Source organism: Pseudomonas jinjuensis (assembly GCF_900103845.1).
Lineage (GTDB): Bacteria > Pseudomonadota > Gammaproteobacteria > Pseudomonadales > Pseudomonadaceae > Pseudomonas > Pseudomonas jinjuensis.
The window spans coordinates 1-24,584 of sequence record NZ_FNIJ01000009.1; the positions used below are offsets into that span (position 1 = coordinate 1).

22 protein-coding genes and 1 pseudogene are annotated in these 24,584 nt (G+C 65.3%); 11 read left to right on the forward strand and 12 right to left on the reverse strand.

What is annotated here, in order from left to right:
* The coding region (locus tag BLR75_RS14035; RefSeq protein ID WP_139207024.1) for a transposase at positions 1-178 on the forward strand (178 nt) is incomplete at its 5' end.
* 352 nt (positions 179-530) lie between these two features.
* Here BLR75_RS14035 and BLR75_RS14040 read toward each other — a convergent pair.
* The 5 genes from BLR75_RS14040 to BLR75_RS14060 all read right to left on the reverse strand — a co-directional run bounded on the left by BLR75_RS14040 (position 531) and on the right by BLR75_RS14060 (position 7,029).
* The gene (locus BLR75_RS14040; protein ID WP_084315380.1) at positions 531-1,559 is read right to left on the reverse strand and encodes an efflux RND transporter periplasmic adaptor subunit; all 1,029 of its coding nucleotides are present in this window, start codon (positions 1,557-1,559) and stop codon (positions 531-533) included.
* A gap of 8 nt (positions 1,560-1,567) precedes the next feature.
* Complete coding sequence (locus BLR75_RS14045; protein ID WP_245726146.1) at positions 1,568-3,427, reverse strand: TolC family protein; 1,860 nt, start codon at positions 3,425-3,427, stop codon at positions 1,568-1,570.
* 219 nt (positions 3,428-3,646) lie between these two features.
* The gene (locus BLR75_RS14050; RefSeq protein WP_084315382.1) at positions 3,647-4,975 is read right to left on the reverse strand and encodes a glycosyltransferase family 2 protein; all 1,329 of its coding nucleotides are present in this window, start codon (positions 4,973-4,975) and stop codon (positions 3,647-3,649) included.
* A 2-nt stretch (positions 4,976-4,977) separates the two neighbouring features.
* Entirely contained in the window at positions 4,978-6,372 is a 1,395-nt protein-coding gene (locus BLR75_RS14055; RefSeq protein ID WP_084315383.1) for a TackOD1 domain-containing metal-binding protein, read from the reverse strand.
* 441 nt (positions 6,373-6,813) lie between these two features.
* The gene (locus BLR75_RS14060; RefSeq protein WP_084315384.1) at positions 6,814-7,029 is read right to left on the reverse strand and encodes a DUF1127 domain-containing protein; all 216 of its coding nucleotides are present in this window, start codon (positions 7,027-7,029) and stop codon (positions 6,814-6,816) included.
* Between the two features lie 135 nt (positions 7,030-7,164).
* Here BLR75_RS14060 and BLR75_RS14065 point away from each other — a divergent pair, with 135 nt between their 5' ends.
* The gene (locus BLR75_RS14065) at positions 7,165-8,673 is read left to right on the forward strand and encodes a winged helix-turn-helix domain-containing tetratricopeptide repeat protein (protein ID WP_084315386.1); all 1,509 of its coding nucleotides are present in this window, start codon (positions 7,165-7,167) and stop codon (positions 8,671-8,673) included.
* A gap of 67 nt (positions 8,674-8,740) precedes the next feature.
* Here the strand turns inward: BLR75_RS14065 and BLR75_RS14070 are convergent, their stop codons facing one another.
* Together BLR75_RS14070 and BLR75_RS14075 are read right to left on the reverse strand one after the other, a co-directional pair.
* Positions 8,741-9,670, reverse strand: coding sequence for a malate dehydrogenase (locus BLR75_RS14070; protein ID WP_084315388.1), 930 nt, complete (start codon positions 9,668-9,670; stop codon positions 8,741-8,743).
* 342 nt (positions 9,671-10,012) lie between these two features.
* A complete protein-coding gene (locus BLR75_RS14075; protein WP_084315390.1) occupies positions 10,013-10,471 on the reverse strand; it encodes a MerR family transcriptional regulator in 459 nt (152 codons plus the stop codon).
* A gap of 76 nt (positions 10,472-10,547) precedes the next feature.
* Here BLR75_RS14075 and BLR75_RS14080 point away from each other — a divergent pair, with 76 nt between their 5' ends.
* The gene (locus tag BLR75_RS14080; RefSeq protein ID WP_084315392.1) at positions 10,548-11,783 is read left to right on the forward strand and encodes an NADH:flavin oxidoreductase/NADH oxidase family protein; all 1,236 of its coding nucleotides are present in this window, start codon (positions 10,548-10,550) and stop codon (positions 11,781-11,783) included.
* Between the two features lie 92 nt (positions 11,784-11,875).
* Here the strand turns inward: BLR75_RS14080 and arsJ are convergent, their stop codons facing one another.
* The 3 genes from arsJ to BLR75_RS14095 all read right to left on the reverse strand — a co-directional run bounded on the left by arsJ (position 11,876) and on the right by BLR75_RS14095 (position 14,572).
* Complete coding sequence (gene arsJ, locus BLR75_RS14085; protein WP_084315394.1) at positions 11,876-13,108, reverse strand: organoarsenical effux MFS transporter ArsJ; 1,233 nt, start codon at positions 13,106-13,108, stop codon at positions 11,876-11,878.
* A gap of 19 nt (positions 13,109-13,127) precedes the next feature.
* Positions 13,128-14,132: an ArsJ-associated glyceraldehyde-3-phosphate dehydrogenase gene (locus tag BLR75_RS14090; RefSeq protein ID WP_084315396.1), complete on the reverse strand. Its 1,005-nt coding sequence runs from the start codon at positions 14,130-14,132 to the stop codon at positions 13,128-13,130.
* An 83-nt stretch (positions 14,133-14,215) separates the two neighbouring features.
* Positions 14,216-14,572, reverse strand: coding sequence for a metalloregulator ArsR/SmtB family transcription factor (locus tag BLR75_RS14095; RefSeq protein WP_084315397.1), 357 nt, complete (start codon positions 14,570-14,572; stop codon positions 14,216-14,218).
* A 50-nt stretch (positions 14,573-14,622) separates the two neighbouring features.
* Between BLR75_RS14095 and dgoD the strand changes: the two are divergent.
* From dgoD to BLR75_RS14110, 3 genes and pseudogenes are all read left to right on the forward strand, one after another.
* A pseudogene (dgoD, locus tag BLR75_RS14100) lies at positions 14,623-15,276 on the forward strand (galactonate dehydratase); the annotation flags it as partial.
* A gap of 37 nt (positions 15,277-15,313) precedes the next feature.
* Positions 15,314-16,081 (forward strand): SDR family NAD(P)-dependent oxidoreductase, encoded by a 768-nt coding sequence (locus tag BLR75_RS14105; RefSeq protein ID WP_217633613.1) that lies wholly within the window; start codon positions 15,314-15,316, stop codon positions 16,079-16,081.
* Positions 16,078-16,977 (forward strand): SMP-30/gluconolactonase/LRE family protein, encoded by a 900-nt coding sequence (locus tag BLR75_RS14110; protein ID WP_084315403.1) that lies wholly within the window; start codon positions 16,078-16,080, stop codon positions 16,975-16,977. The genes BLR75_RS14105 and BLR75_RS14110 overlap by 4 nt, the downstream gene beginning before the upstream one ends.
* Before the next feature lie 48 nt (positions 16,978-17,025).
* Here the strand turns inward: BLR75_RS14110 and BLR75_RS14115 are convergent, their stop codons facing one another.
* Positions 17,026-17,994, reverse strand: coding sequence for a helix-turn-helix transcriptional regulator (locus BLR75_RS14115; RefSeq protein WP_084315405.1), 969 nt, complete (start codon positions 17,992-17,994; stop codon positions 17,026-17,028).
* A gap of 225 nt (positions 17,995-18,219) precedes the next feature.
* On the reverse strand, positions 18,220-19,146 hold the full coding sequence (locus BLR75_RS14120) for a LysR family transcriptional regulator (protein WP_084315407.1): 927 nt from the start codon (positions 19,144-19,146) through the stop codon (positions 18,220-18,222).
* A gap of 176 nt (positions 19,147-19,322) precedes the next feature.
* On the opposite strand from BLR75_RS14120, the gene BLR75_RS14125 reads away from it, so the two are divergent.
* The 5 genes from BLR75_RS14125 to BLR75_RS14145 all read left to right on the forward strand — a co-directional run bounded on the left by BLR75_RS14125 (position 19,323) and on the right by BLR75_RS14145 (position 24,542).
* The gene (locus tag BLR75_RS14125; protein WP_084315409.1) at positions 19,323-20,660 is read left to right on the forward strand and encodes a dicarboxylate/amino acid:cation symporter; all 1,338 of its coding nucleotides are present in this window, start codon (positions 19,323-19,325) and stop codon (positions 20,658-20,660) included.
* A gap of 60 nt (positions 20,661-20,720) precedes the next feature.
* Entirely contained in the window at positions 20,721-21,620 is a 900-nt protein-coding gene (gene ttdA, locus BLR75_RS14130; RefSeq protein WP_084315411.1) for a L(+)-tartrate dehydratase subunit alpha, read from the forward strand.
* Entirely contained in the window at positions 21,617-22,225 is a 609-nt protein-coding gene (gene ttdB, locus BLR75_RS14135) for a L(+)-tartrate dehydratase subunit beta (RefSeq protein ID WP_084315413.1), read from the forward strand. The genes ttdA and ttdB overlap by 4 nt, the downstream gene beginning before the upstream one ends.
* Positions 22,226-22,470: 245 nt before the next feature.
* Positions 22,471-23,337: an isocitrate lyase/PEP mutase family protein gene (locus BLR75_RS14140; RefSeq protein ID WP_084315415.1), complete on the forward strand. Its 867-nt coding sequence runs from the start codon at positions 22,471-22,473 to the stop codon at positions 23,335-23,337.
* Between the two features lie 533 nt (positions 23,338-23,870).
* Entirely contained in the window at positions 23,871-24,542 is a 672-nt protein-coding gene (locus tag BLR75_RS14145; protein ID WP_084315416.1) for a DUF3313 domain-containing protein, read from the forward strand.
* The last annotated feature ends 42 nt before the right edge of the window (positions 24,543-24,584 follow it).

Below are 24,584 nucleotides of genomic sequence, written 5' to 3' on the forward strand. Positions count from 1 at the left end.
CCAGACGGTGGAGCACCCATTCGGCACGCTGAAGGCCTGGATGGGTGCCACCCATTTCCTCACCCGAACGCTCGAGCGGGTGAGCACGGAGATGAGCCTGCATGTGCTCGCTTACAACTTCAAACGAGTGCTGAACCTGCTGGGCAATAGTGCGCTGATGGCCGCCATTAAGGCCTGAAACTCCATTGGCGGCCCGCTGAGCCCGTCGCACAGCATCGCGGAGCCACACTTTCCCAAGGCAGTTGAATGACTCGGATCGACACGCCCAGCGCCCATGGGGCCTCTGGGCGCTGCTAAAACAACCCAACATCCAGCTATTCATCACCCGCCGCGTTTTTACACAGCCTCGGCCGGATTCTGCCTTTCGCCAACTACCGCTATGGGTTGACTTCTGCCGGCCTGAATGGGCAGAAACCGGCCAAGTTCAAGCCGTCTCGGGCATGGCCGCCCGGACGCCGCGCCCGAGCCAGTGGCCGGACAGGTCAAAGCCGGTGTGCTTGTGCAGATTGCTGGTCCGTGAGGACACACGATCACTCCTGCACAGCCCAGCGATCTAACCAGTTCCAGCGATGCGGGAAACGCGCCTTCAGACCCAGGCGATCGACCCGCCAGAATGCCGGCCATTCGCCCTTGACCCGCGCCAGCAGGCGCAGGTTGCGGGCCGGCGGGCTGAAGGCTTCGCGCAGTTCCACGGGCACTGGAGCTGCGTCTTCCACCGTACGCACCACCTCCGCCGGTAGCCAGGTTCCATCCGGCAGACGCACCCGGAAAGGCTGGCCGGGCGTGGCGTACTCGGCGAAGCGCGGATCGAGATAAATCCAGATCTCGGCATCGCCCAGCCGCTGCAGGCGCACCAGCAAGGTTCCGGGCCCGACATTCTCGCCCTCGCCAACCAGCACTTCGCTGATGACTCCGGAGTCGGCGGCCTTCAGTTCCAGCCCCTGCAGGCGCGATTTCAGCCAGTCGCTCTCGAGTTGACGCTGACGATCCAGGCTGTCATCCACCGGCTGTGCCGCGCGCCATTCGAACTCCATCAGGTCGCGCTGACGGCGGTCACGCTCGTCCTCGGCCTGCTGCACTTCGCCACGGGTCGCGGCTCCCGCGGCGAGCAGGCCACGCAATTTCTGCAGGCGGATTTCCGCGCTGTTCAACAAACGTATCAGGGGCTCGCGCGCGCCCTCCCCGAGGGTCCGCCGTCCGGAAGTTTCGGGCGCCCCGGCCAGCAAGGCCAGGCGCGCGCGCCATTCGGGATTGTCCATCCGCAGCAGCAACTGGCCGGCCTGCACCCTGTCGCCGGCCCGGACCAGCACTTGCGCCACTTGCCCGGGCTCCCGGGCGCGCAGTTCGCTGAACGGCAGGTGCAACTGGGCCGGGGCTTCGATCACCCAGGAGCCAAGCACTTCGCGCCCGACCAGGAACAGCAGCGGGCTGGTCACCACCAGCAGGATGAGATACCAGCGCACCTTGAACGCCATGCGCTTGCCCGGCGCGTAGAGCACCTTGAGGCCTTGTTCCTGTGTGGGCTGCTGTTCCTTGGGGCTGGAGAATCGAATCTTCATGGGATGGCTCAATGCGGGTAATGGGACCAGTCCTGCCAGTCGACGCCAGAGACTCCGGCCGCCTGCAGACGCTTGCGCCAGCTCGCCACCTGCCGTTGCAGCTGGACGCGCGACGCCCCGGCCCAGGACTCCTCGGCCGGCAGTTGCGGCTCGACGCTCTGCGCCAGGCGAAAACGCAATTTCGGCCAGCGCCGGGCAATGGACTGCGCCAACTCGGCACTGCGTTCGGGGTTGCGGGTGTAGATCATCAGGCTGACCTGCCGCACGCCCCGCTGTGGCAAGGCGCAGGGCAGGCAATTCCTGCCGGATGGCTCGGCGAACCAGCGAGGATGGCTGGACAGCTCCAGCGGCCAGTAGTCGAGCCGGGCGACGGCACCCAGCGTGTCCAGCCAGTCCTGCAGGCGGCTTTCAGGCACGGGCCAGCCAAGCTGTTCGACCTCGAGGTCCAGATGCAGGGCGTCGAATCGCAATCCGCGGAGTTGGCCGAGCAGCGCCAGCAGGTCCTGTCGCCCGCTGCCCGACAGCCAGGCCGGATCGCCCAGCAGAAGGACGACCTGCATGCCCTGGGCATGGGCATCATCCAGTGCGCCCTGCAACTGCCCGCGCAGGGTCGCGATATCCGCCACCTGACTGGCGTCGAGTCCCACATAGAGACGCTGCATGCCGGCGCTGCGCAGCGCCTTCAATTCGGCACGCCGGGTGTCGGGCCGCAGCAGGGCCTGGCTCTTCCACAGGTAGACCCCCTGGCTCCAACCCGCCGCCCGGGGCGGGCTGGCCATCGGCTGCCCGCCTCCCGGCGACCGCCAGTCGAGGTTCTGCGCACCGAGCAGCGGACTCAGTGCCCGGTCGTCATCGACGAACAGGCGCAAGGCCGCCTCGCGCAACCAGGCGGCATGCCAGGCGGCGATCAGGCGAAAACCGTTGTTGTAGCGTTCCAGTTCCACGGCCAGTTCCTCGCCCGGCGAGCCGGAGACCGAACGCTCCGCGCGCAGGCGTTGCTCGCGCATGGCCACCGCCGACACGGACAGCTGGTCACGCTCGCGCTCCAGCTCGGCTACCGCCTGCCGCTGACCCTGCAGCGCCCTGTTCAGGGCCTGCAGCAACTGCTGGCGCTCGGCATTCAACTGGGCCAGGGCCGCCTGGTGGCGTGCTTCGCCCTCCCGCCCCCGGGCCTGGCCGTATGTCATCAGGTCGAAGGGGGCGGAGAAGTTCAGGCTGGCGACCAGGCCATCGCCGTTCTTGCTGGCGCCACTGCGCTCCTCGTAGCTCTGCGCAAGGCTGAAGCTGGAGTCGATGCTGTCGTACCAGGGCGACTGCCGGTTCCGTTCGGCCTGGCGCAGTTCGTCCCGGCGCTCCTGCAGGCGCGGATGACCCTCCAGGGCCTGGCGCCAGTTGGCCATGGGCTGCACACGCGCCGCCAGCGGCTCCGCCTGGGGCATCTGACCGGGGGCGATGTCCAGGCCGGATAGCTCGGCCAGGCTGGCGCGGGTGTCGTCCATCAGCAGCGCGCTCGATTCACAGCGACGCTGGAGGGCCTGCCACTGTCCGTCCAGCAGTTGCGCCTGGGACGGCAACAGCCAGGCCTCGCGCTGGCGGACAGCCAGGCGCTCGCGGGCGGACGCCGCATTCGGCAACAGTGCCCGGCACCAGCGATTTTCCTCTTCCGCCCGCCACCAGTCGGCGTAGGCGCTGCGCAAGGCCAGCCGCTGCTCGGCCCTGCGCAGCAGGCGGCGGGACTGCTGCCGCTGCTGTTCGAGTTCGACGGCGGCCACGGCCTGGACCTGCCGCCGCAAGCTGCCGAGCAGCGGGTGGCGCAAGCCCAGCGCCATGTTCCGCCCGTAGTAGTCATCGCGTATGTCGTCAGTCACCAGCTCGTGATAGTGCCCCGTGCTGGCCGAGCCGAACCATTGCCAGCCCGCTTCGGCCCCACGCTGTTCCTTGAGTGCGTCCAGGGCCCGCAGATCGGCGGCGTTGGCCTGCAGGGCGGTTCGGCGCTTTCGAGCACCCGCGACAACGGCAGCACGTCGGCCCGGGACAGGCCGGCAGCCAGTAGCAAGGTGCCCAGAAGCAGGTAACGGATCATCAGCTCAGAACCTCTTTGCCTTACGCAGCACCCACCAGGGCGCCATGCTGGTTTCTTCGTGGCCGCGGCGCAGCGCCTCGTTGAGCATGGCCACCGCGCTCCACATGCGCATGACCAGCATGAACAGCGGGAAGATGGGGACCACCAGGAGCAGCCGCAGGTCCTGGCGCGGACGTTCGGAAACCAGGGCCAGCATGGCCAGGTACAGCAGCAGGGTCATGCCCAGGTAGACCAGGTAGATGAGCAGCGCCAGGGCGAAGTAGGTCGGCCAGGGCACGACGAATGGGCCGATCAGGCAGTAGCCGAAAATGATGAAGGGCAGCACCAGCTGGAAGAAGAAGCCGGTGACCAGCGTCATCAGGAAATTGGGCCAGCCCAGCAGGCGCGGGTTGAAGCTGTGGCGATGCTTGCGAATGTAGAGGAAGTAAAGGTCGCCATCCCAGCGCAGACGCTGCTGGAGGAACTGGAGAAAGGTCACGGGGGCGTCGGTATGCCCGATGGCGCCGGGTTCGAAGGGTATGCGCAAGGGCCTGCGGCCGAAGTAGTTCTTGATCCGCAAGGTGAGGTCCAGGTCTTCCGCCGTGTGGGTATCCCACCCGCCGATCTTGTCGAGGAAGCTGCGCCGGAATGCGCCGAAGGCGCCAGACACATTGTTCACCAGGTTCCATTCGCCGAGGCCGATCTTGGCCATGTGGATCGACAGCTGGTATTCCAGCGCCTGCATCGCCGTGGTGAGCGAAGCCCAGGCGTTGCGCACCCGCAGGCTGCCCGCCACTGCCGGCACATCGGGGTCGGCGAAATGGCGGACCATCCGGCTGACCATGTCGTTGTCGAAGGAAGTGTCGCCGTCCAGCGCCATGATGACTTCGCCCGTGCAATGCGCCAGACCGGCATTGAGCGACGAGACACGACCTCCGCGCTGCCATTTGGCGATGGGCCTCAGCAGACGACGGGGATAGAGCGTCGGATCGACGCGAAAGTCCCGAACCGCCTGCATGGTCGGCTGGTTCACGGCCGCGCCGTCGACGACCGGGATCATTTCGATGTAGCCCGGGTAGGTCTGCTCGCACAGGCTGAGCAGGGTCTTCTGCACATCGAGCCCTTCGCTGTAGCAGGTGATGATGCAGGACACCCGCGGGCGGTAGCCACTCTCCCGGGGCAGCTCGAACGGCTTGCGCATGAACCAGCGCAGCACGCCGAGCAGCACCAGGAGGTTGAGCGGAACCTCCAGGAGCATGAATGCCGGCAGCAGCGTGAGCGCGGCCTGGAAGAATCCGTCGGGACGAGCGAACTCCCCGACCAGAAGCATCCACTGTTCGATGAACGCTTCCATGCTCAGCCAAGCTGCCCAGTCAGTCTGGCCAGCAGCAAGGCGGCATCTTCCTGCTCCACCTGCTCGTCCGGTGCGGTGAAGGTCGCCAGGCGCACTTCGATGCGCGTCGCCTTCTCGATGGTCAGGCGCTCGGCGCCCTTGGCCAGGCGTTGGCGCACCACTTCCAGCCCGGCGGCATCGGTATGGGGCATCAGCAGCCAGAGCACTTCTTCGCTCAGGCGGCAGCAACGATCGGTCTCGCGCACGGCCTCCTGCAGGCGCTCCACCAGACCGTCCAGCAACGCATGTCCACGCATCTCACCAAGCTGGGAAAGCAGCTCCAGCAAGTTGACGTAGCGCAACCCGAGCAGGGAGAAAGGTGGATCCCGGTGTCGCGTGGTCAGTTGCAGTTGCCAGTTGAGCAGTTCCAGGAAAGCCTGGCGCGGCAACAGGTTGAGGCTGCCGAAACTATCCATGTTCGCCGACGTGGCACTGAAGCCCTCGCGGCAGCGCAGGCGCCCGGCCTCGCCGAGGCGGAAGTGACGCACCTCACGCACACGCAACTTGCCAGGTTCATGGTTCTCCCCGCAATCCAGGCAACGAGCTTCCACTGCGGCGTCGACGAAGAAGGCCTGGCAATTGCGGCAACGGTAGTTCTCGAGGGGACGGTCATAGTCGCTGCCGATATGGCGCAGACGGGTCAGGCAGTTCGGGCAGAGCAGCAGTCCTTCCTTGAGAAAGTGCTCCTGGGGCCCGACGTGCCCGCAGGTGAAGCAGTGCAGCGATGGCTGGCGGCCGATGTCCAGGGCCTGGCACTCCGGGCAGACATCCACGTAGTTCAAACGCCCCGATCCACAGTTGGTGCACAGACGCAGCCTGTCGATCAACTCGCCCGCTTCGAGCCAGCCCTGCTGCCCCATCAGCTGCAGCCAGGAGAATTGGTTGATCTCCTCGCTATCGGCCAGGGCCTCCAGGAGCGGGTAGCGGTAGTGCTGGGGGACGGAGGCATCACGCACGGCATGAACCGCGCCGCGGGAGCGCAACCAGAGCCAGGCCAGCGCGCGCTCCTCGAAGCGCGTCGGCGCTGCCCCCCGGTTGAACAGGCTGAAGCGCTCGCGCCACAGGCGCCAGAGTGGCGTGATGGCGCCTGGATCGGCCGGCGGCGGACCGTCACCCAGGGCGATGCACCAGGAGTCCAGGTCCTGGCAGCAATAGATCAGGGCGAATCGATAGCGGGGATCCTGGCGCAGGCTGCGCAGCATTCGACCGGCCTGCGTGCCTGGCAGGTCGAGCAGCAGCACGTCGTAGGCCGGCGCCGATTCCAGGCCATCGTAATCAGGGAAATGGTCCAGTTCACTTCCGCTGTAGCGGGAAGAACCCGTGCCAACAAGTGCAACGCGGGGCGAGGCGGTAACCATGGGAACTCTGCGAGTCCTTCTCAATCTGGGCAGCCATGCCAGAACACCATCATGCGTCCGGCGGTTTTTTCGACGCCTCCATGTCAAACACCGCGAAAATACCAGTCAGTCGGCTGAAAACCGTCTACTGGAAAACCCGACAGTCTCCGCTCCAGCGGAGCCTGCAGCTTGACGCAAAGCGTCCGCGCCTCGCGTGATCGATGTCAGTGACACGCCCCGCATCCAGCCTCTGCATGCCTTGGGGTTGCCACATGCCAGCTGCCTGCCTCATCCAGAGATCACCGCGTGACGCGCTTGCCTGTGCTTGCGAGAGCAGTGCCTCGGCGTCTGCCCAGCACATTGTAGATGGCAGTCACACACATGAATCCGCAGTTGCAGCATGGGGTTGCCGGCAACCCCGGCTTGCGCTGCCGGCACCGCTGCGAAGGTGCAGTCTCCGGCTCATCGCTGCCAGAAGTGCTTGGCGATCTCCGCCTCCGCCTGCCGTCTGGTAAAGCCGATATCGTCGATCAAATGGGGAGTGGCCTTCGACATCTGCTCGAGTTTCCGGCGAAAGCGTGCGCGCTCGCTCCAGGTCGCGAGGATGCTTCGCAGAGTCGCCAGGCTGTAGTGCCGACGCGGCGCTTCCGCCGATCCCGGGTGGGTAGTATCGTTCATGGCAGCCTCCATGGGGTTCGAGGGTCCAGGGGATCTCGAGCTGCATGAGAGGAATTCTGCGGAATACGAGCGGCGTCGTACTTAAGCGCTCCCTAATAGTTCTGAAAACTTCCAAAGCGGATATGGATGCGCCGTATGCAGGGTTCACGCTTTGCCTTTGGTCCGTTCCTGCTCGATCCGGGCGCGGGAACGCTGCTTCGCGATGGTGCCCCCGTTGCCGTTGGTTACCGCGCGCTGAAGCTGCTGGCGGCACTCGTCGAGCGGCCCGGCGAAATCCTGGGCAAGGCCGAGTTGATGGACGCGGCCTGGCCGGGCACGGTCGTCGAGGAAGGCAATCTCACCGTCCAGATCGCGCTGCTGCGCAAGCTGCTTGGTCCGGCCGCCGATGGCGGTCAATGGATCGCCACGGTTCCGCGCGTCGGCTACCGCTTCACGGGGACCATCGAGCGGCTCGGCGGCGCAAAGGCGAAACCCTTGCCGCTGCCCGGCAAGCCATCGATAGCCGTGCTGCCCTTCGTGAATCTCGGCAACGATCCCGAGCAGGAATCCTTCGCGGACGGCTTGACCGAAGACCTGATCACCGACCTGTCGAGGACCGCCGGCCTGTTCGTCATCGCCCGCAACTCGGCCTTCGCCTTCAAGGGAAAGGCGATGGACGTGCGCGAGATCGCCCAGTACCTCGGCGTGCGCTACCTGCTGGAGGGCAGCGCACGACGCGCCGCGGGGCGCGTGCGGGTCAACGCCCAGCTGGTCGACGCGCTGGCTGGCGATCATCTATGGGCGGAACGCTTCGATCGCAGCCTGGAAGACATCTTTGCCGTTCAGGACGAGGTGACCGGCAAGATCGTGGAGGCGTTGCTCGGCCGGCTGCGCACACCGCCGCCACGCAAGCGACCGCGGAATATCGAGGCCTACGATCTCTGCGTGCGGGCGCGCAAGCTGATCGACGATTCGCCGCAGACGGCGCGGGAAGCGCACCTGATGCTCACGCGCGCGGTTTCGCTCGATCCGGAATACGCCGAGGCCTGGCGCTGGCTTGCCATGAACCACTGGATGAGATGGGTGCATTGGGGCGAGCCGATCGAACCGAACCGCAGCCTTGCCCTGGAACTGGCGCGCAAGGCCGTGGCGCTCGACCCCAACGATGCCGGCTGCCACTGGGTCCTGGCCTACCTGCTCGCCTATGAGCGCAGCTTCGCCGAGGCGGATGCGGAATTCGCCAGGGCGATCGAGCTGGACCCGAACGAGGCCGACATCTGGGCGACGCTATCCGACATCGCGGTCCTGGCCGGGCGCGTCGAAGAAGGCCTCGAACACATTCGCAAGGCGTTCCGGCTGAACCCGTTCCCGGCAAGCTGGTACTACCTGACGCTCGGCCAGGCGCAATATGCGGCCGGCGAATACGAAGCCGCTGTCGAGACACTGCGCAGGGACGAGACCTATCGCACCAGCTCGCGCCGTTTCCTGGCGGCAAGCCTTGCCCAACTGGGCCGGCTCGACGAGGCGCGTGCAGAGGTCGAACTGTTCCTCGTCGCCAACCCGCATTTCACGATCCGCCACTGGGCCGCGACGGAACCCTTCCGCGACGCTGCGACGCTCGAGCATTTCGTTGACGGCTATCGCAAGGCCGGTCTTCCCGCGTGACGCAGCGGCATGACCTCAGTTACACCAATTCCCGGGACACGCTTGCGCCTCCCTCTTATACCCTCGCTCACAAAGCATTCATTTCAGCGATATCACGCACCACCTGATCTGCAGAGTGGTCGAACATCGCCTGCTCCTGCGCATCCAGAGGCAACTCGATCACCCGCACAATCCCCTCCTCTGCCAGCACGCAGGGGACACCCATGGCAATATCTGTTCGCCCGTACTCGCCCTCGAGAATCGCGACCGCCGGCAAAATGCGTCTTCGCCCATTGGCGATAGCATCCACCATCTGCGCAATTGCCACGCCCGGCGCATCGCAGGCGCTTCCCAGCTTCTTCAAACCCAGAATCTCGCCGCCACCCTTACGTGTGCGCTCCACAATCCGCTCTATCTGCTCACTGGACAGGAAGTGGGACAGCGGCACCGAACCGACCGCACAGTATCGCATCAGCGGCACCATGCTATCGCCATGCCCTCCCAGCACCAGTGCCGTGATATCCCGAGCGGAAAACCCTGTCTCCTCGGCAATGAAACACTTCATGCGCGCCGTATCCAGCACCCCCGCCTGCCCGAACACCCTGTCGCGTCCCAGCCCACTGAGAGACCAGGCCCGATAGGTCAGCACGTCGACCGGGTTCGACACCACCAACACCGTCGCCGCCGGAGCATGACGATTGATATCCCGCATGATGCCGTCGAGAATTGGCAGATTGATACTCAATACATCCTGACGCGACTGACCAGGCTTGCGGGGCACACCCGCCGTAATCACCACCAGATCGGAATCCTGCAGCAATTCGGCATTGGACCCGCCGTAGACCCTGGTATCGGAACCTGACTCGACTGCCGCCTGCCAGACGTCCAGCGCCTTGCCCTGCGCCAACTCGCCCTGCACATCAATCAACACCAACTCACGGCAGAACTCTTCCCGGGCGATGATCTGAGCCGCCGCCTCGCCCACCATACCGGCACCCACGATTGATAGCTTGTTCACCTCACACCTCCCGCGGCGCACGCCACCAGCAACACGCCCGCCTTTGCAGAGAAGTATTACCCGCCAACGCAAAAAGGCCACCCGAAGGTGGCCGAAGCCGTCGCTAATGGGCCGTCCTGGCGCCAGGACATACCCCTGCCGACGCTTGCTGGGCAAGTCAGAGTTCGAAAATGGCCTGGCGCAAGGCCGGTCGAAAAGGGGACACCCATTAGCCGGCCTGTGTCGGTCAGGACCCACTGAGACCGGCCGGAACCCGCCGATCGATACCGCAAGGCGCTTCAGGCCAGCATTCGCTACGAGCCAGGCATCCAGAGCCGGCCCGCCTTTCGCGAGCCCCGGGGCTCAACCCCGGGCACGCCTCGCCCTGGGCTTCGCGGCCCCCTGCCCCGTCACGGCGCCTTCCTCGCGCAGGCGGTTCAGGACCCGTTCCGCATTGTCGGCGCACTGCAGTCCCTCGGGCCGGTTCTCGATGCCCTCGATGGCGACGAGCAGCTGCGCCTTGCTCTGCTCCAGGCGCTGCTGCATCGCCTCGATCTCGGCCACCTTGCGCTTGAGGCCGTCCAGCAACTCGTCGTGCTGCCAGGCCTTCGGTCCCACCGGCAGCAGATGGCGAATCTCCTCCAGCGAGAAGCCCGCGCGCTGGGCGCCGGTGATGATCTCCAGGATCCACGCCGCCTCGGGCGCGTAGTCGCGATAGCCGTTGGCCTTGCGCGCGACCGACTTGATCAGCCCGCTCGACTCGTAGAAGCGGATGCGCGAAGCCGTCAGGCCGCTGAGTTTCGCCAGTTCACCTATTCGCATGCCGCACCTCGGAAAAGCTTGACCTTAAAGCTTACTTCAATCTTAAGGTCGAGCCACGTCCACACGAGGTAGCCCCATGAACCTGTTCGCCCCACTTGCGCTTCCCAACGGTTCGACCCTGCCGAACCGCATCGCCAAAGCCGCCATGGAAGAGAACATGGCGGACGCCGACCAGGCGCCGTCCGAACAGCTGATGCGCCTCTACCAGGCCTGGGCCGACGGCGGCGCCGGCCTGCTCATCACCGGCAACGTCATGATCGACAGCCGCGCCATGACCGGCCCCGGCGGCGTGGTGCTGGAGGACGACGGGCAACTGGACAAGTTCAGGCGCTGGGCCCGGATCGGCCGCTCCCGGGGCGCGCAGTTCTGGCTGCAGATCAACCATCCCGGACGGCAGATGCCCGCCAACCTCGGCCAGAAGACCTGGGCGCCTTCGGCGGTGCCGCTGGAACTGGGCAGGATGTCCCGGCACTTCGACACGCCGCGGGCGATGACGCCGGAAGTCATCGCCGAGGTGATCCGGCGCTTCGCCCGTACCGCCCAGCTGGGCGAGCAGGCTGGCTTCACCGGGGTGGAGATCCACGCCGCCCATGGCTACCTGCTGAGCCAGTTCCTCTCCCCGCTCAGCAACAAGCGAACCGATGAATGGGGTGGCGCCCTGGAAAACCGGGCGCGCCTGCTGCTGGAGGTCGTCAAGGCGGTGCGTGCTGTGGTCTCGCCCGGCTTCGCGGTCGCGGTCAAGCTCAACTCCGCCGACTTCCAGCGCGGCGGCTTCAGCGCCGATGACGCCCGGCAGGTCGTGGGACTGCTCAACGGCCTGGGGGTCGACCTGGTCGAGCTGTCGGGCGGAAGCTACGAGGCCCCGGCCATGCAGGGGGAAGCGCGCGACGGCCGCACCCTCGCCCGCGAGGCCTACTTCGTGGACTTCGCCCGCGACATCCGGAATGTGGCGGAGATGCCGCTGATGGTCACCGGCGGCATCCGCCGCCTGCCGGTCGCCGAACGGGTGGTCGAGAGCGGAGTGGACGTGGTCGGTATGGGAACGGCGCTGGCCATCGACCCGAACCTGCCGTGCGACTGGCGCCAGGGCCAGGACAAGGCCCCGGAACTGCGGCCGATCACCTGGAAGAACAAGCCCCTGGCATCGCTGGCCAACATGGCCGCGGTCAAGTTCCAGCTGCGCAAACTCAGCATCGGCAGAACGCCCGACCCGAAGGTATCGCCATTGCGCGCACTGATCCTGCAGCAACTCGCGAACGCCCTGCGCACCCGCCAGTACCGGCGCAGGATGGAGCAGCTTTCGAAAGCCTGACAGCCGACAACTGGCGCCTGGAAGGGCTTCATCTTCGAGAACGCATTTGCGCGGCCCGGGGTGGAAGCAGCCACAGGGCAGGCGTCGACGAATCAGGTGCGACTCATGTGACTCGTGGAGTGCCGCGGCAAGGCGACGGAGATCGATGCCGCCAGCAATATGAACAGCGTGGAGATCCACAGGCAGGCTTCCAGTCCGTATGCCTGGAACACCCAACCGGACAGCAGCGTCCCGGACAGCCGGCCCAGGGCGTTGGACATGTAGTAGAAACCCACGTCCAGCGACACGCCGTCTTCCTTGGCATAGCTGACGATCAGGTAGCTGTGCAGCGAGGAGTTCACCGCGAACAGCACGCCGAACAGCATCAGCCCGCCCAGCAATATGACCTGGGCCGACCAGTCCACCGCAAGGCCGCCAGCGATGGCCGCTGGCACTACTGCCAGCAGGCCGGCCCAGACAAAGGCCGCGCGCCCATCCGGGACATGGCCGCGCTGCTTGCCGGTGATGGCCGGTGCGAGTGACTGGACGATGCCGTAGCCGATGATCCAGGTGGCGAGGAAGCCACCCACCAGCCAGAAGTCCCAGCCGAACGCCGTGCTCAGGTAGACCGGCAACGCCACCGCGAACCAGACGTCACGGGCGCCGAAGAGGAATAGCCGCGCGGCCGAGAGGATGTTGATCGCCCGGCTCTTGGACAGGATGTCGCGGAACTTCGGTCTGGCCCTGGCCTTGCCCAGATCCTTCTTCAGCATCACCAGGCTGCCGAGCCAGATCAGCGCCAGCACCGCCGCCATGGCGACGAGCGCACCCTTGAAGCCCAGCAGCGCCAGCAAGGCCCCACCGAGGAAGAAGCCCACCCCCTTCAGCGCGTTCTTCGAGCCGGTGAGGATGGCCACCCACTTGTACAGAGTGCCCTGCTGGCCGTCCGGCACCAGAAGCTTGATCGAGCTCTTGGCGCTCATCTTGTTGAGGTCCTTGGCGATTCCCGACAGCGCCTGCGCCCCCATCACCCAGGGGATGGTGAGCCAGGCGGCCGGTACGACCAGCATCAGCAGCGCGATGACCTGCAGGCCGAGGCCGAGGTTCATGGTGCGGTTCAGCCCGATGCGCGCACCCAGGTAGCCGCCCACCAGGTTGGTGATGACGCCGAAGATTTCGTAGAACAGGAACAACGCGGCGATCTGCAGCGGCGTGTAGCCCAGGGTATGGAAGTGCAGCACCACCAGCATGCGCAAGGCGCCGTCGGTGAGGGTGAAGGCCCAGTAGTTGCCGGTGACCAGCAGGTACTGGCGGACTTCCGTGGAGAGGGCTGACAACGCATTCATGATCGCCGTTAGCTCCTGCTCAGCCGGCCAGGCCGACCAGGCGGGCCAGCTCGACGGCGCGGTTGGCATAGCCCCACTCGTTGTCGTACCAGGCGTAGAGCTTCACCTGGGTGCCATTGACCACCATGGTCGACGGCGCATCGATGATCGACGAGCGCGGATCGGTGCGGTAGTCGATGGACACCAGGGGGCGTTCCTCATAACCAAGGATGCCTTTCAGCTCGTTCTCGGCGGCTGCCTTGAGCCACTGGTTGACCTCCTCGACGCTGGTCGCGCGCTCCACTTCGAACACGCAGTCGGTCAGCGAGGCGTTGGCCAGCGGCACGCGCACGGCATGGCCATTCAGACGCCCCCGCAGTTCGGGGAAGATTTCCGCGATGGCCGTGGCGGAGCCGGTGGTGGTGGGAATCAGGCTCATGCCCGAGGCACGGGCACGGCGCAGATCCTTGTGCGGCTGGTCGAGGATGCTCTGGGTGTTGGTCAGGTCGTGGATGGTGGTGATCGAGCCGTGGCGGATGCCGAGTTTCTCATGAATCACCTTGACCACCGGTGCGAGACAGTTGGTGGTACAGGACGCTGCGGTGACGATGCGGTGCTCTTCCGCATTGAACAGGTGCTGGTTGACGCCCATGACCACGTTCAGCGCGCCCTTCTCCTTCACCGGCGCGCTGACCACCACCCGCTTCACGCCCTGGTCGAGGTACGCCTGGAGCACGGCGACGGTCTTCATCCTGCCGCTGGCCTCGATCACCAGATCGCAATCCGACCAGTCGGTGTCGGCGATGGCCTTGTTGGCGGTGACCTGGATGCGCCTGCCGCCGATCACCACGCAATCGCCCTCGGCACTGGCCTCGCGGTGCCAGCGCCCATGCACCGAGTCGAAGTTCAGCAGGTGGGCGTGGGTCGCCGCGTCACCTGCCGGGTCGTTGATGCGGACGAACTCGAACTCCGGCCAGTCCCAGGAGGCTCGTAGCGCCAGGCGACCGATCCGACCAAAACCGTTGATACCGACTTTGATGCTCATGCTCGTGTTCTCGGATGTCTGTTGAGAGAAAGGAGGAATCCCTGGCTGATCGAGTCCGCCGGTCCCGCCATCGGGGCGGACGCTCAGCAGCAGGAGGCTGCCCGTTCGGGGCGATCGCCCATGGCATCCAGGCGCTTGGCGTCGGCGTCCAACCAGAGCAGGTTGGCGTCCAGCGCAGTAATCAACACGCGGCGTACCCAGTCCGGAAGATCGGGGTGCAGACGGTAATACACCCATTGTCCCTGACGTCGATCCGCCAGCAGCCCACAGGTCCGCAGCGTCGCAAGGTGGCGGGAAATCTTCGGCTGGCTTTCATCGAGGGCGCAGGTCAGCTCGCACACGCATAACTCTTCCTCGCGCGTGATCAGGAGCATCAGGCGCACGCGGATTTCGTCGGCCAGGCATTTGAATACGGTAGTGGGAGTCATTGGGTCGGTCATGGCGGCCTCCGCATTGGAATTCGCCTGGCGGGCCGGATCACGAGCCATGGGCGAATGTCTTGGCCGCTGAATATATATGCGAAACCGCATATATGGAAATTCAAATACACGGCCGGGTGCACAAGCCCATGGCCAAGGTGCTGATGCGGGAACTGACGCCCTACAAGCTGATGTTCATCGAGGAGCCGGTGCTGTCCGAACACCTGGAAGCGATCCCCGAACTGGCGAGCATCGCCCCGGCGCCGATCGCCCTGGGCGAACGCCTGTACTCTCGCTACGACTTCAAGCGCGTGCTGAGCCAGGGCGGCGTCGACATCATCCAGCCCGACCCGTCCCACTCCGGCGGCATCACCGAAACGCGCAAGATCGCCTCCATGGCCGAAGCCTATGACGTCGCCCTGGCGCTGCACTGTCCCCTGGGGCCGATCGCCCTGGCGGCCAACCTGCAACTCGATGCGGTATGCCACAACGCTTTCATCCAGGAGCAGAGCCTGGGCATCCACTACAACGCCGCCAACGATCTGCTCGACTACCTGGCCGACCGCAGCGCCTTCGCCTACGAGGACGGCTTCGTGAAGATCCCCGGCGGCCCGGGCCTGGGCATCGAGATAGACGAAGCCTACGTCGCCGAACGAGCGGCCATCGGCCACCGTTGGCGCAATCCGCTGTGGCGTCATGCCGACGGGAGCGTCGCCGAATGGTAGGCCGGCCCGCTTTCCCATCCCACCTGCAAGGAGTTCGCTGATGTCCCGATTCGCTCAATATCCCAGCCTGATGGACCGCAGCGTCCTCATTACCGGCGGTGCCAGCGGCATTGGCGCAGCTTTCGTCGAGCACTTCGCCCGCCAGGGTGCGCGTGTCGCCTTCCTCGACCTGGATGGCGAAGAGGCCGCCCGCCTGGTCGCGGCCCTGGCCGACGCGCGCCATGTGCCGTACTACCTGCACTGCGACCTCACCGACCTCCCCGCGCTGCGCACTGCGATCGACACTGCGCGCGAGCGGATCGGCGCGATCACGGTGCTGGTCAACAACGCGGCCAACGACATCCGCCATGCCCTGAGCGACATCGACGAGACAACCTTCGAACGCAACCTGGCGGTGAACCTGCGCCACCAGGTCTTCGCCACCCAGGCGGTGATCCCGGACATGCGCCAGCAGGGTGGCGGCTCGATCATCTGCCTGGGCTCCATCTGCTGGATGAAGAAGGACGCCAACTTCCCCATCTATGCCGCTGCCAAGGCGGCGATACGCGGTTTCGTCAATGGCATGGCCCGCGAACTGGGTCGGCAGAACATCCGCATCAACACCCTGGTGCCCGGCTGGGTGATCACCGACAAGCAGGCCCGCCTCTGGCTCGACGACGCGGGCCGTGAGGAGATAGGACGCGGCCAGTGCATGCCCGGCCTCCTCCAACCGGACGAATTGGCGCGCGCGGCCCTGTTCCTCGCCGCCGACGACAGCCGCATGTGCACCGGCCAGGACTTCATCGTCGATGGTGGCTGGGTATGACCCAGCCCATGGATGTCGCGCTCGATGCCGGCAACCTCCTCGGCGAAGGCATACTCTGGTGCCCGCGCGCCCAGGCGCTGTTCTGGACCGATATCCAGCGCGCCACCCTGTTCCGCCTGCACCCCGACAGCGGCACGCTGCAGCGATGGCCAATGCCCGAGCGGCTGGCAAGCTTCGCGCTGTGCGAGGCCGATGGCTGGCTGCTGCTGGCCCTGGCGTCACGGCTTGCCTTCTTCCGCCTGGCAGACGGCAAGCTGCGGACGCTGCACCTGATCGAGCCGGACTTGCCCACCCGCTGCAACGATGGCGCCTGTGATCGCCAGGGGCGCTTCGTGTTCGGCACCCTGCACGAACCGGCCCACGGCCCTCGCCAACCCATCTGCAGCTTCTGGCGCCTGGATCGGCAGCTGGAGCTGGAACGCCTGCCCCTGCCCCCGGTCGCCATCAGCAACAGCATTGCCTTCAGCCCCGACGGCGCGACCCTCTACTACTGCGATTCCCTGTCGCTACGGATTCACTGCTGCGACTACGGCGACTCACTGGGTCCCCCGCGGCTGTTCACCGAACTCGGCAATGCCCAAGGCGAGCCGGATGGATCATGCGTCGATAGCGAAGGCTGCCTGTGGAACGCCCAGTGGGGCCTCGGCCGCGTGGTTCGCTACGCACCCGACGGCAGCCTCCGGGAAATCTGGCCGGTCCCCACTTCCCAGCCGACCCGGCCGGCATTCGGCGGGCCGGCGCTGGACACCCTCTACGTCACCAGCGCCCGTCATGGCCTGCCCGCGGATGCGCTCGTCGCCGCCCCACAGGCCGGTGCGCTGTTTCGCAGTCAACCGAACGCGCGCGGCCTGCCCGAACCGCGCTTTGCCGGTAATCCACTGGAAGATGGCTGGTGAACGGCACCGGCACCGCTGCGCGCGCCACCGTGACTGGCAATCTGGCTATCAGGACGCGGCCCGCCTCAGCGTTTCGCTGGGCAGCTCGCCAAACGCCCTGCGGTACTGATAGGCGAAGCGGGAGAAGTGCCTGAACCCCCAGCGCGCCGCGATGTCGGCGACGCGGCAGTCCGGGCGGGCCAGCAGCAGGTCGCGCATCACATTGTTCAGGCGGATATTCAGGAACCAGCGCCCCGGCGGCATCCCGGTCGAACGGTTGAAGATCAGCTCCAGTGCCCGACGGCTGTATCCGCTGCGCCGGGCGATATCGTCGAGCTCGACGTTCAGGGCATCCTCGGTCATTGCCAGCCGCTCGCAGGCCAGCACCAGCCGCGAGTGCTGCTGGGCCGTGGTCATGCGCTTGCGATTGGCCAGTCTGGCGCTGCCCAGCGCGACCACGTAGCTGTCGACCAACTCATGGAAAATGCTGGCGGCCAGCACATCCGACATCCCCTCGGGTTCCAGCATCCGGCCCATGGCGAATGCATCGTCGGTCAGCTGCGCCAGGCGCCGTCCACCGCCAGCAGGCAAGCGAATGGAAACGAAGTCCCGTTTCGGCAGGTTCAAGGGGCGGCCCATATGGGCCATCGCGGCCGATTGCAGGAGCGCTTCCGGAAGCACCAGGGAGATCCAGCGGGAACTCCCGCTGGCGTGATAGAGCAACTCCGAACCGGACGGATAGATCTGGATTTCGTCGGCATCGATCGGCGCCGTGTTGCAGCGGGTCACCTCGCCCGAGTGCGCCACCATGCCGATGCACAACAGGTCCCTGGGCATGACGCCGCATGCCGCCACCGCAAAGTCATAGCTGCCGGTTTCGAGTATCACGTTCCCCAGGGCCAGCCGCTGATGCGCCATGTACGAATGCCTGGGCGACAGGATCCGATGTTCGAAACGGGCGCCATAGACGACGTCGAAAGCCAGTGAAGGGTCCAGCGCGGACTGACTGTATCGCCGGAATGAAACATTGCCTTGCATGTACTGCTCCTCGCCGCGAATGCGTTTTTCGGCTATCGGGCCTCTGCAGTCACTCTAGACCGCACTGCATACAGGTCCAGTCGTTCAAGACGGGATCCCCGGCCTGTGAGGTCGAATCCCGATGAACAACGGCTGGTAGTTGCCGCGAGCGGTGCAGGAGCTGCCGTTTGCCATCGGCTCACCACGACCAGCACAGCATGTCCGCCCGGGTTGACGGACGGATGCTTACCGCCACTTGCCCAGGCTATCGCCCTGCCCGATGGCTTTGCGCTGGAAAACGTCGCGCAGGTGATCGACGAAGAGGGACACCTTCGCGGACAGGTTGAGACGCTCCAGATATACGGCATAGATGTCCGCGGGCGGCGTTTCATAATCGCCCAGCACCTCGACAAGACGACCATCCCGAAGGTGACTGGCGAGGTTCCATTCGGCGCGCATCAGGATGCCGTGCCCCTCCAGCGCCCAGTTCAATGCCACCTCGCCGTCATTGGTGCTGAGGCCGCCACGGACCTTGATCGATTCGCTCTGCTTGCCCCGACTGAGCCGCCATATACCGAAGGCCGCATCGTTCTGGCGCAGGACGATGCAGTTGTGCCGCATCAGGTCCTTGGGCGTTTCCGGCGCACCGAAGCATTCCAGGTAAGCAGGCGAAGCGCACAGGCGGCGTCGATTCGCGGCGATCTTGCGGGCGATCAGCCGGGAGTCGGGCAACTCGCCGAAGCGGATGGCGACGTCGATGGCATCGTCGGGCAGATTGATTGGCCGGTCGGTCAGCTGCAGTTGCACCTCGACTTCCGGATAGCGCGTGACGAAGGACGAAATGGCCGGACCGACATGAGTGCGGCCGAAGCCCAGCGGTGCGTTGACCCGCAGCAACCCCCTGGGCTCCGCGCGACTGCTGGAGATCTGGCTCTCCATTTCCTCGATCTCGCCGAGGATGCGCTGGGCATTGACCAGATAGAGCTCGCCCTCGGCCGTGAGGCTGATGCTGCGCGTGGTGCGATTGAGCAGACGCACTCCCAGTCGCTGCTCCAGCTGTGCCAGCCGCTTGGATACCGCCGGAGGCGTCAGGTTGAGCTCCCGCGCCGTGGCCGCAAGGCTGCCCAGCCTGACCAGCTGGGTGAAGAAGGCCAATTCCGACACCGGATTCATAATTAACCTCAGGGAAACAATGAAATAACTTTCATTGTATTACTCAATTCCTGGGAAACCATTAATTTCGCCTCTCAGAAATTGCCCACAAAAAACCTGGGCATTTTTTCAGCCATCGCCCGGTTCAGCCGCCCGGGTGGAACTGATCCGACTCACAACAACAATTCGGAGAAACCATGGCCAGGAAATTCCTAGGAAAGCTCTATGTCCAGGTTCTGATCGGCGTGACCATCGGCATTCTGCTCGGTGTGTCATGGCCGCAGTTCGGTGCGGACCTGAAACCGGTCGGCGATGCCTTCATCAAGCTGATCAAGATGGTCTTCGCGCCGATCATCTTCGCCACCGTGGTCCTCGGCATCGCCAGGATGGAAAACATGAAGGAACTCGGCCGGGTCGGCGTCCGCGCGCTGCTCTATTTCGAGATCCTCTCCACCTTCGCCCTGGTGCTGGGCCTGGTGGTGGTCAACTTCGTGCAGCCGGGCCAGGGCATGAACGTCGATCCGGCCACCCTCGACACCAAGGCCATCGCTACCTACACGTCAACCGCCGCCAGCGGCTCCGGCAGCTTCACCGACTTCCTGCTGCACATCATCCCGGCCAGCGTCACCGATGCCTTCGCGAAGAACGAGATCCTGCAGATCCTGCTGTTCTCGACCCTGTTCGGCATCGCCCTGTCCCACCTGGGAGCGCGCGGCAAGCCCATGGTCGATGTGCTGGAAGCCTTCTCCCACGGCATGTTCCACATCGTCGGCATGGTCATGCGCCTCGCCCCGCTGGCCGCCTGCGGCGCGATGGCCTTCACCGTCGGCAAGTACGGGCTGGGCTCGATCGTTTCGCTCGGCAAGCTGATGGCGACCATGTACCTGACCTGCTTCCTCTTCGTGGTCATCGTCCTCGGTTTCATCGCCCGCCTTTCCGGCTTCAACCTGTGGAAGTTCCTCAAGTACCTGAAGGAAGAACTGTTCACCGTGCTGGGCACCAGCTCCTCGGAATCGGTGGTGCCGCAGCTGATGAACAAGCTGGAGCACGCCGGCGTCTCCAAGCCGGTGGTGGGCCTGGTGATCCCCTCCGGGCTGACCTTCAACCCCGACGGCCAGTGCATCTACTACACCATGGCGGCCATCTTCATCGCCCAGGCCACCAACACCCCGCTCACCCTGACCGACCAGTTGATCGTGCTCGGCGTGCTGCTGCTCACCTCGAAGGGCTCGGCCGGGGTCACCGGCTCCGGCTTCATCACCCTGGCCGCCACCCTGGCCTCGCTGGACAACATCCCGGTCGCCGGCATGGTGCTGCTGCTCGGCGTCGACCGCTTCATGTCCGAAGCGCGAGCGATCACCAACACCATCGGCAACGCGGTCGGGACCGTGGCCATCGCCAAGTGGGTAGGTGCCCTCGACAAATCCCGCATGGACCAGGTGCTGAACGGCACCCACCAGCCGGAACAGAAGCAGGCGCAGGAATCACCGGCGCCACACAGCGCAGAACCGCTAACCCCAGCCACCGGTGCCTGATTCAGCAGGCACGCCAACGGACAAACAGACCCGCCTTGTGATGCAGTGAGGAGACTCAAAATGGATAACGAATCAGCCGTTCAATCGCTTACCGACGTGATGGCCAAGTTCACCGCCTATATCGGCAAGCGCCTGCCGAAGGACGTCAAGGAAAAGACCGCGAAGTTGCGCGCAGCGGAAACCAATTCCCTGGCCATCGAAATCTACGACTCGATGGCCGAGAACCAGGACTATGCGGACAAGCTCGACCGCCCGAGCTGCCAGGACACCGGGGTCATCCAGTACTTCATCTCCGCCGGCGCCCGCTTCCCGCTGCTGGGCGAGCTGGAAGGCATCCTCGAGAACGCGACCCTGGAAGCCACCAAGAAGGGGCCGCTGCGCCACAACGCCGTGGAGACCTTCGACGAGAAGAACACCGGTACCAACACCGGCTCGAAGATTCCGTGGCTGGACTGGGAAATCATCCCCGACGCCGACTACGCGCTGATCGACGTGTACATGGCCGGCGGCGGCTGCACCCTGCCGGGCTCCGCCAAGGTGCTGATGCCCGGCCAGGGCTACGAGGGCGTGACCGAATTCGTCTTCGACGTGATCACCTCGCGCGGCGTGAACGCCTGCCCGCCTCTGCTCGTGGGTGTCGGGGTTTCCACCTCGGTGGAAACCGCAGCGCGCCTGTCGAAGAAGGCGATCCTGCGTCCGGTGGACTCCTCCCATCCCAACGCGAACGCGGCGCTGATGGAAAGGCTCCTCGAGGAGGGCCTCAACGAGATCGGCATCGGCCCGCAAGGCCTCACCGGCAACAGCAGCGTGATGGGCGTGAACATCGAATCCTCGGCGCGCCACCCCTCCACCATCGGTGTCGCCGTCTCCACCGGATGCTGGGCGCACCGTCGCGGCAAGATCCGCATCAACGCCGACCTGTCCTACGACATCCTCTCCCACGAAGGAGTAGTACTGTGAGAAAAGTTCTCTCGACCCCGATCAGGGATGAAGACCTCGCTGCCCTCAACGTTGGCGATGTGGTCTACCTGACCGGCCAGCTGGTGACCTGCCGCGACGTGGCGCACCGCCGACTGATCGAGCTCAAGCGCGAATTGCCTGTCGACCTGCGCGGCGGGGCGATCTTCCACGCCGGACCCATAGTGCGGAAGAAGGACGACGGCAGCTTCGAGATGGTTTCCATCGGCCCGACCACCAGCATGCGCATGGAGAAGTTCGAACGTCAGTTCATCGAGGAAACCGGCGTCAAGCTGATCATCGGCAAGGGCGGCATGGGCCCGGAAACCACCGCCGGATGCCTTGAGAACAAGGCGGTGCACGCGGTATTCCCCGGCGGCTGCGCGGTACTGGCCGCCACCAAGGTAGAGGAAATCGAGCGCGCCGAGTGGCAGGACCTGGGCATGCCGGAAACCCTGTGGGTCAACCGCGTCCGCGAGTTCGGCCCGCTGATCATCTCCATCGACACCAGGGGCAACAACCTGTTCGAGCAGAACAAGGCGCGCTTCAACGAACGCAAGGGCGTAGTCATCGAGAAGATCAACAGCCAGGTCCGCTTCATCAAGTGACGCTGTCGGGCAGTCACGGCCGGTACGCCGTGATCGCCCCCTCTCATGCTCCTCTCGCAAAGGGGCGCCATGGACCGGTTTCCGGCGGGTTTCCGCCATCCTGCATCCGGATTACGGCGGCTTTCCTCCATTCGCCGGCCAGGAACGCCGGTCGAATGGGCGCGGCACGGGCATCACGACGGTCGGGTACGGGCCTTGCAGAGCCGAACGGTAGAAGACCCGACGAAGATTCAAGGGATAAGACCATGCAGAAAGCCTGTCACCACGACCTGCGCAACACCTTCCGAGCCTTGCTCGACAGTCCCGCCTGTTACCACACGGCATCCGTGTTCGACCCCATGTCGGCGCGGATCGCCGCTGACCTCGGCTTCGAGGTCGGCATCCTCGGCGGCTCGGTCGCCTCCCTGCAGGTGCTCGCCGCACCGGACATCGCCCTGATCACCCTCAGCGAATTCTCCGAGCAGGCCACCCGCATCGGCCGGGTCGCCCGCCTGCCGGTGATCGCCGATGCCGACCACGGCTACGGCAACGCCCTCAACGCCATGCGCACGGTGATCGAACTGGAGCGTGCCGGGGTGGCTGCGCTCACGCTGGAGGACACGCTGTTGCCGGCACAGTTCGGACGCAAATCCTACGATCTGATCAGCGTCGAAGAGGGCATCGGCAAGCTGCGCGCCGCCCAGGAAGTCCGCGACGACAAGGCCCTGGCCATCATTGCCCGCACCCACGCCGGAGTGCAGCCGCTGGCCGATGTCGTGCACCGCACTCGCGCCTACCAGGCGGCCGGCGCTGACGGCATCTGCCTGGTCGGAGTGAAGGATTTCGCCCATCTCGAAGCCATCGCCGAAAACCTGCGCGTGCCATTGATGCTGGTTACCTACGGCAACCCGGAACTGCGCGATGACCTGCGCCTGGCGGAACTGGGCGTGCGCATCGTGGTGAACGGCCATGCCGCCTATTTCGCGGCAATCAAGGCCACCTACGACAGCCTGCGCGAGCAGCGCGGGATCGCCAGCGGCAATGGCCTCAGCGTCTCGGAACTGGTCACCCGATACACCTGCCCTGACGACTACATCGCCTGGGCGCGGGAGCATATGAACGTAAGGGAGTGACGTTGCTGCATGCACCGGCCCAGCTCGGCGTTGCACTGAGCGGCATCGGTCCGGGCAAGCCGTGGCCAGCCGCAGTCGAGGGAGCGCGGCGCATGCGGCCAGCGCGAAGTCATCGCCTTGCCTGCCCCGCTCCTCGCCATGGACTTCGTTTTCCGGCTATCAGGTTTCCGCAGTCGCTCTAGACTGAACCGCACACGTGAACCGATGAGGTTCGACATCGACACTCCCTGATTGCTCCTTGCGATGCCAGTTGGCAGCGAGGACAAGCCGTCGGCCAGTGCCGATGGCTTGTCCGCCTTTTTCTTCAGGCGGGGCCGATCGATACGGATTTCCTCGTTCGCCAGGCATTCAGCCGCGGCCAGCCGAACATCCATTGGAGGGATGAGCATGACCCAGCCAACCCGTCGCCCCCGCCTCCCTGAACCTTGCACGTCCGGCCTGTTGCCCGCAGGCGCCCGGGCCTGCGGGCGCCTGCGTCAGCTTCCATGCATTGCCCCCACCACTCTGCAAGTCCGTCCACAAGGAGCAACACGATGAAGTCGAAGTATCTGCTGACCACGCTCTGCGCCGCCTCGCTCGCGCTATCCGGCTGCGCGAGCAAGTACGTGGAGCCCGAGCAATATTCCGGATTCCTCAAGAACTACGACGCGCTCAAGGCAGACAAGTCGCCGTCCGGCGCGGCGGTCATGCGCTGGATCCAGCCCGGCGTCGACGTGAACCGCTATACCAGCGTCTACGTCGAACCCAGCCAGCTCTATCCGCAGCCACAACCCACCGAGAAGATTCCGGCGAGCACCCTGCAGGGCATCACCCAGTCCTACGACCAGGCGCTGCAGACGCAATTCGCCAAGGTCCTGCCGCTGGCCAGCGGCCCCGCTCCGGGCGTGCTGGTGGTGCGTCCGGCGATCACCGCGGTCAGCGCCAGCACCAAGGGCCTGCAGCCCTACGAGGTGATTCCCATCGCCCTGGTGGCCGCTGGCGTGAGCGCCGCTACCGGTATCCGCGACCAGGACACCAGCATCGCCACCGAAGCGGCCTTCCTCGATGGCGGCAATAACCAGGTGGTGGCCCAGGTGGTGCGCAAGGGCGCCGGCGCCGAGCTGGACAGCTCCTCCCAGGTCATGAAGGCAAGCGATACCCGCGCCGTGCTCGATAGCTGGGCACGGGACATGGTCAGTTCGTACCAGCAACTCAAGGCGAAGTAAGGACCTGCCCTTCGGGATCGTCCTGCCGCTTGGCCGGCGATC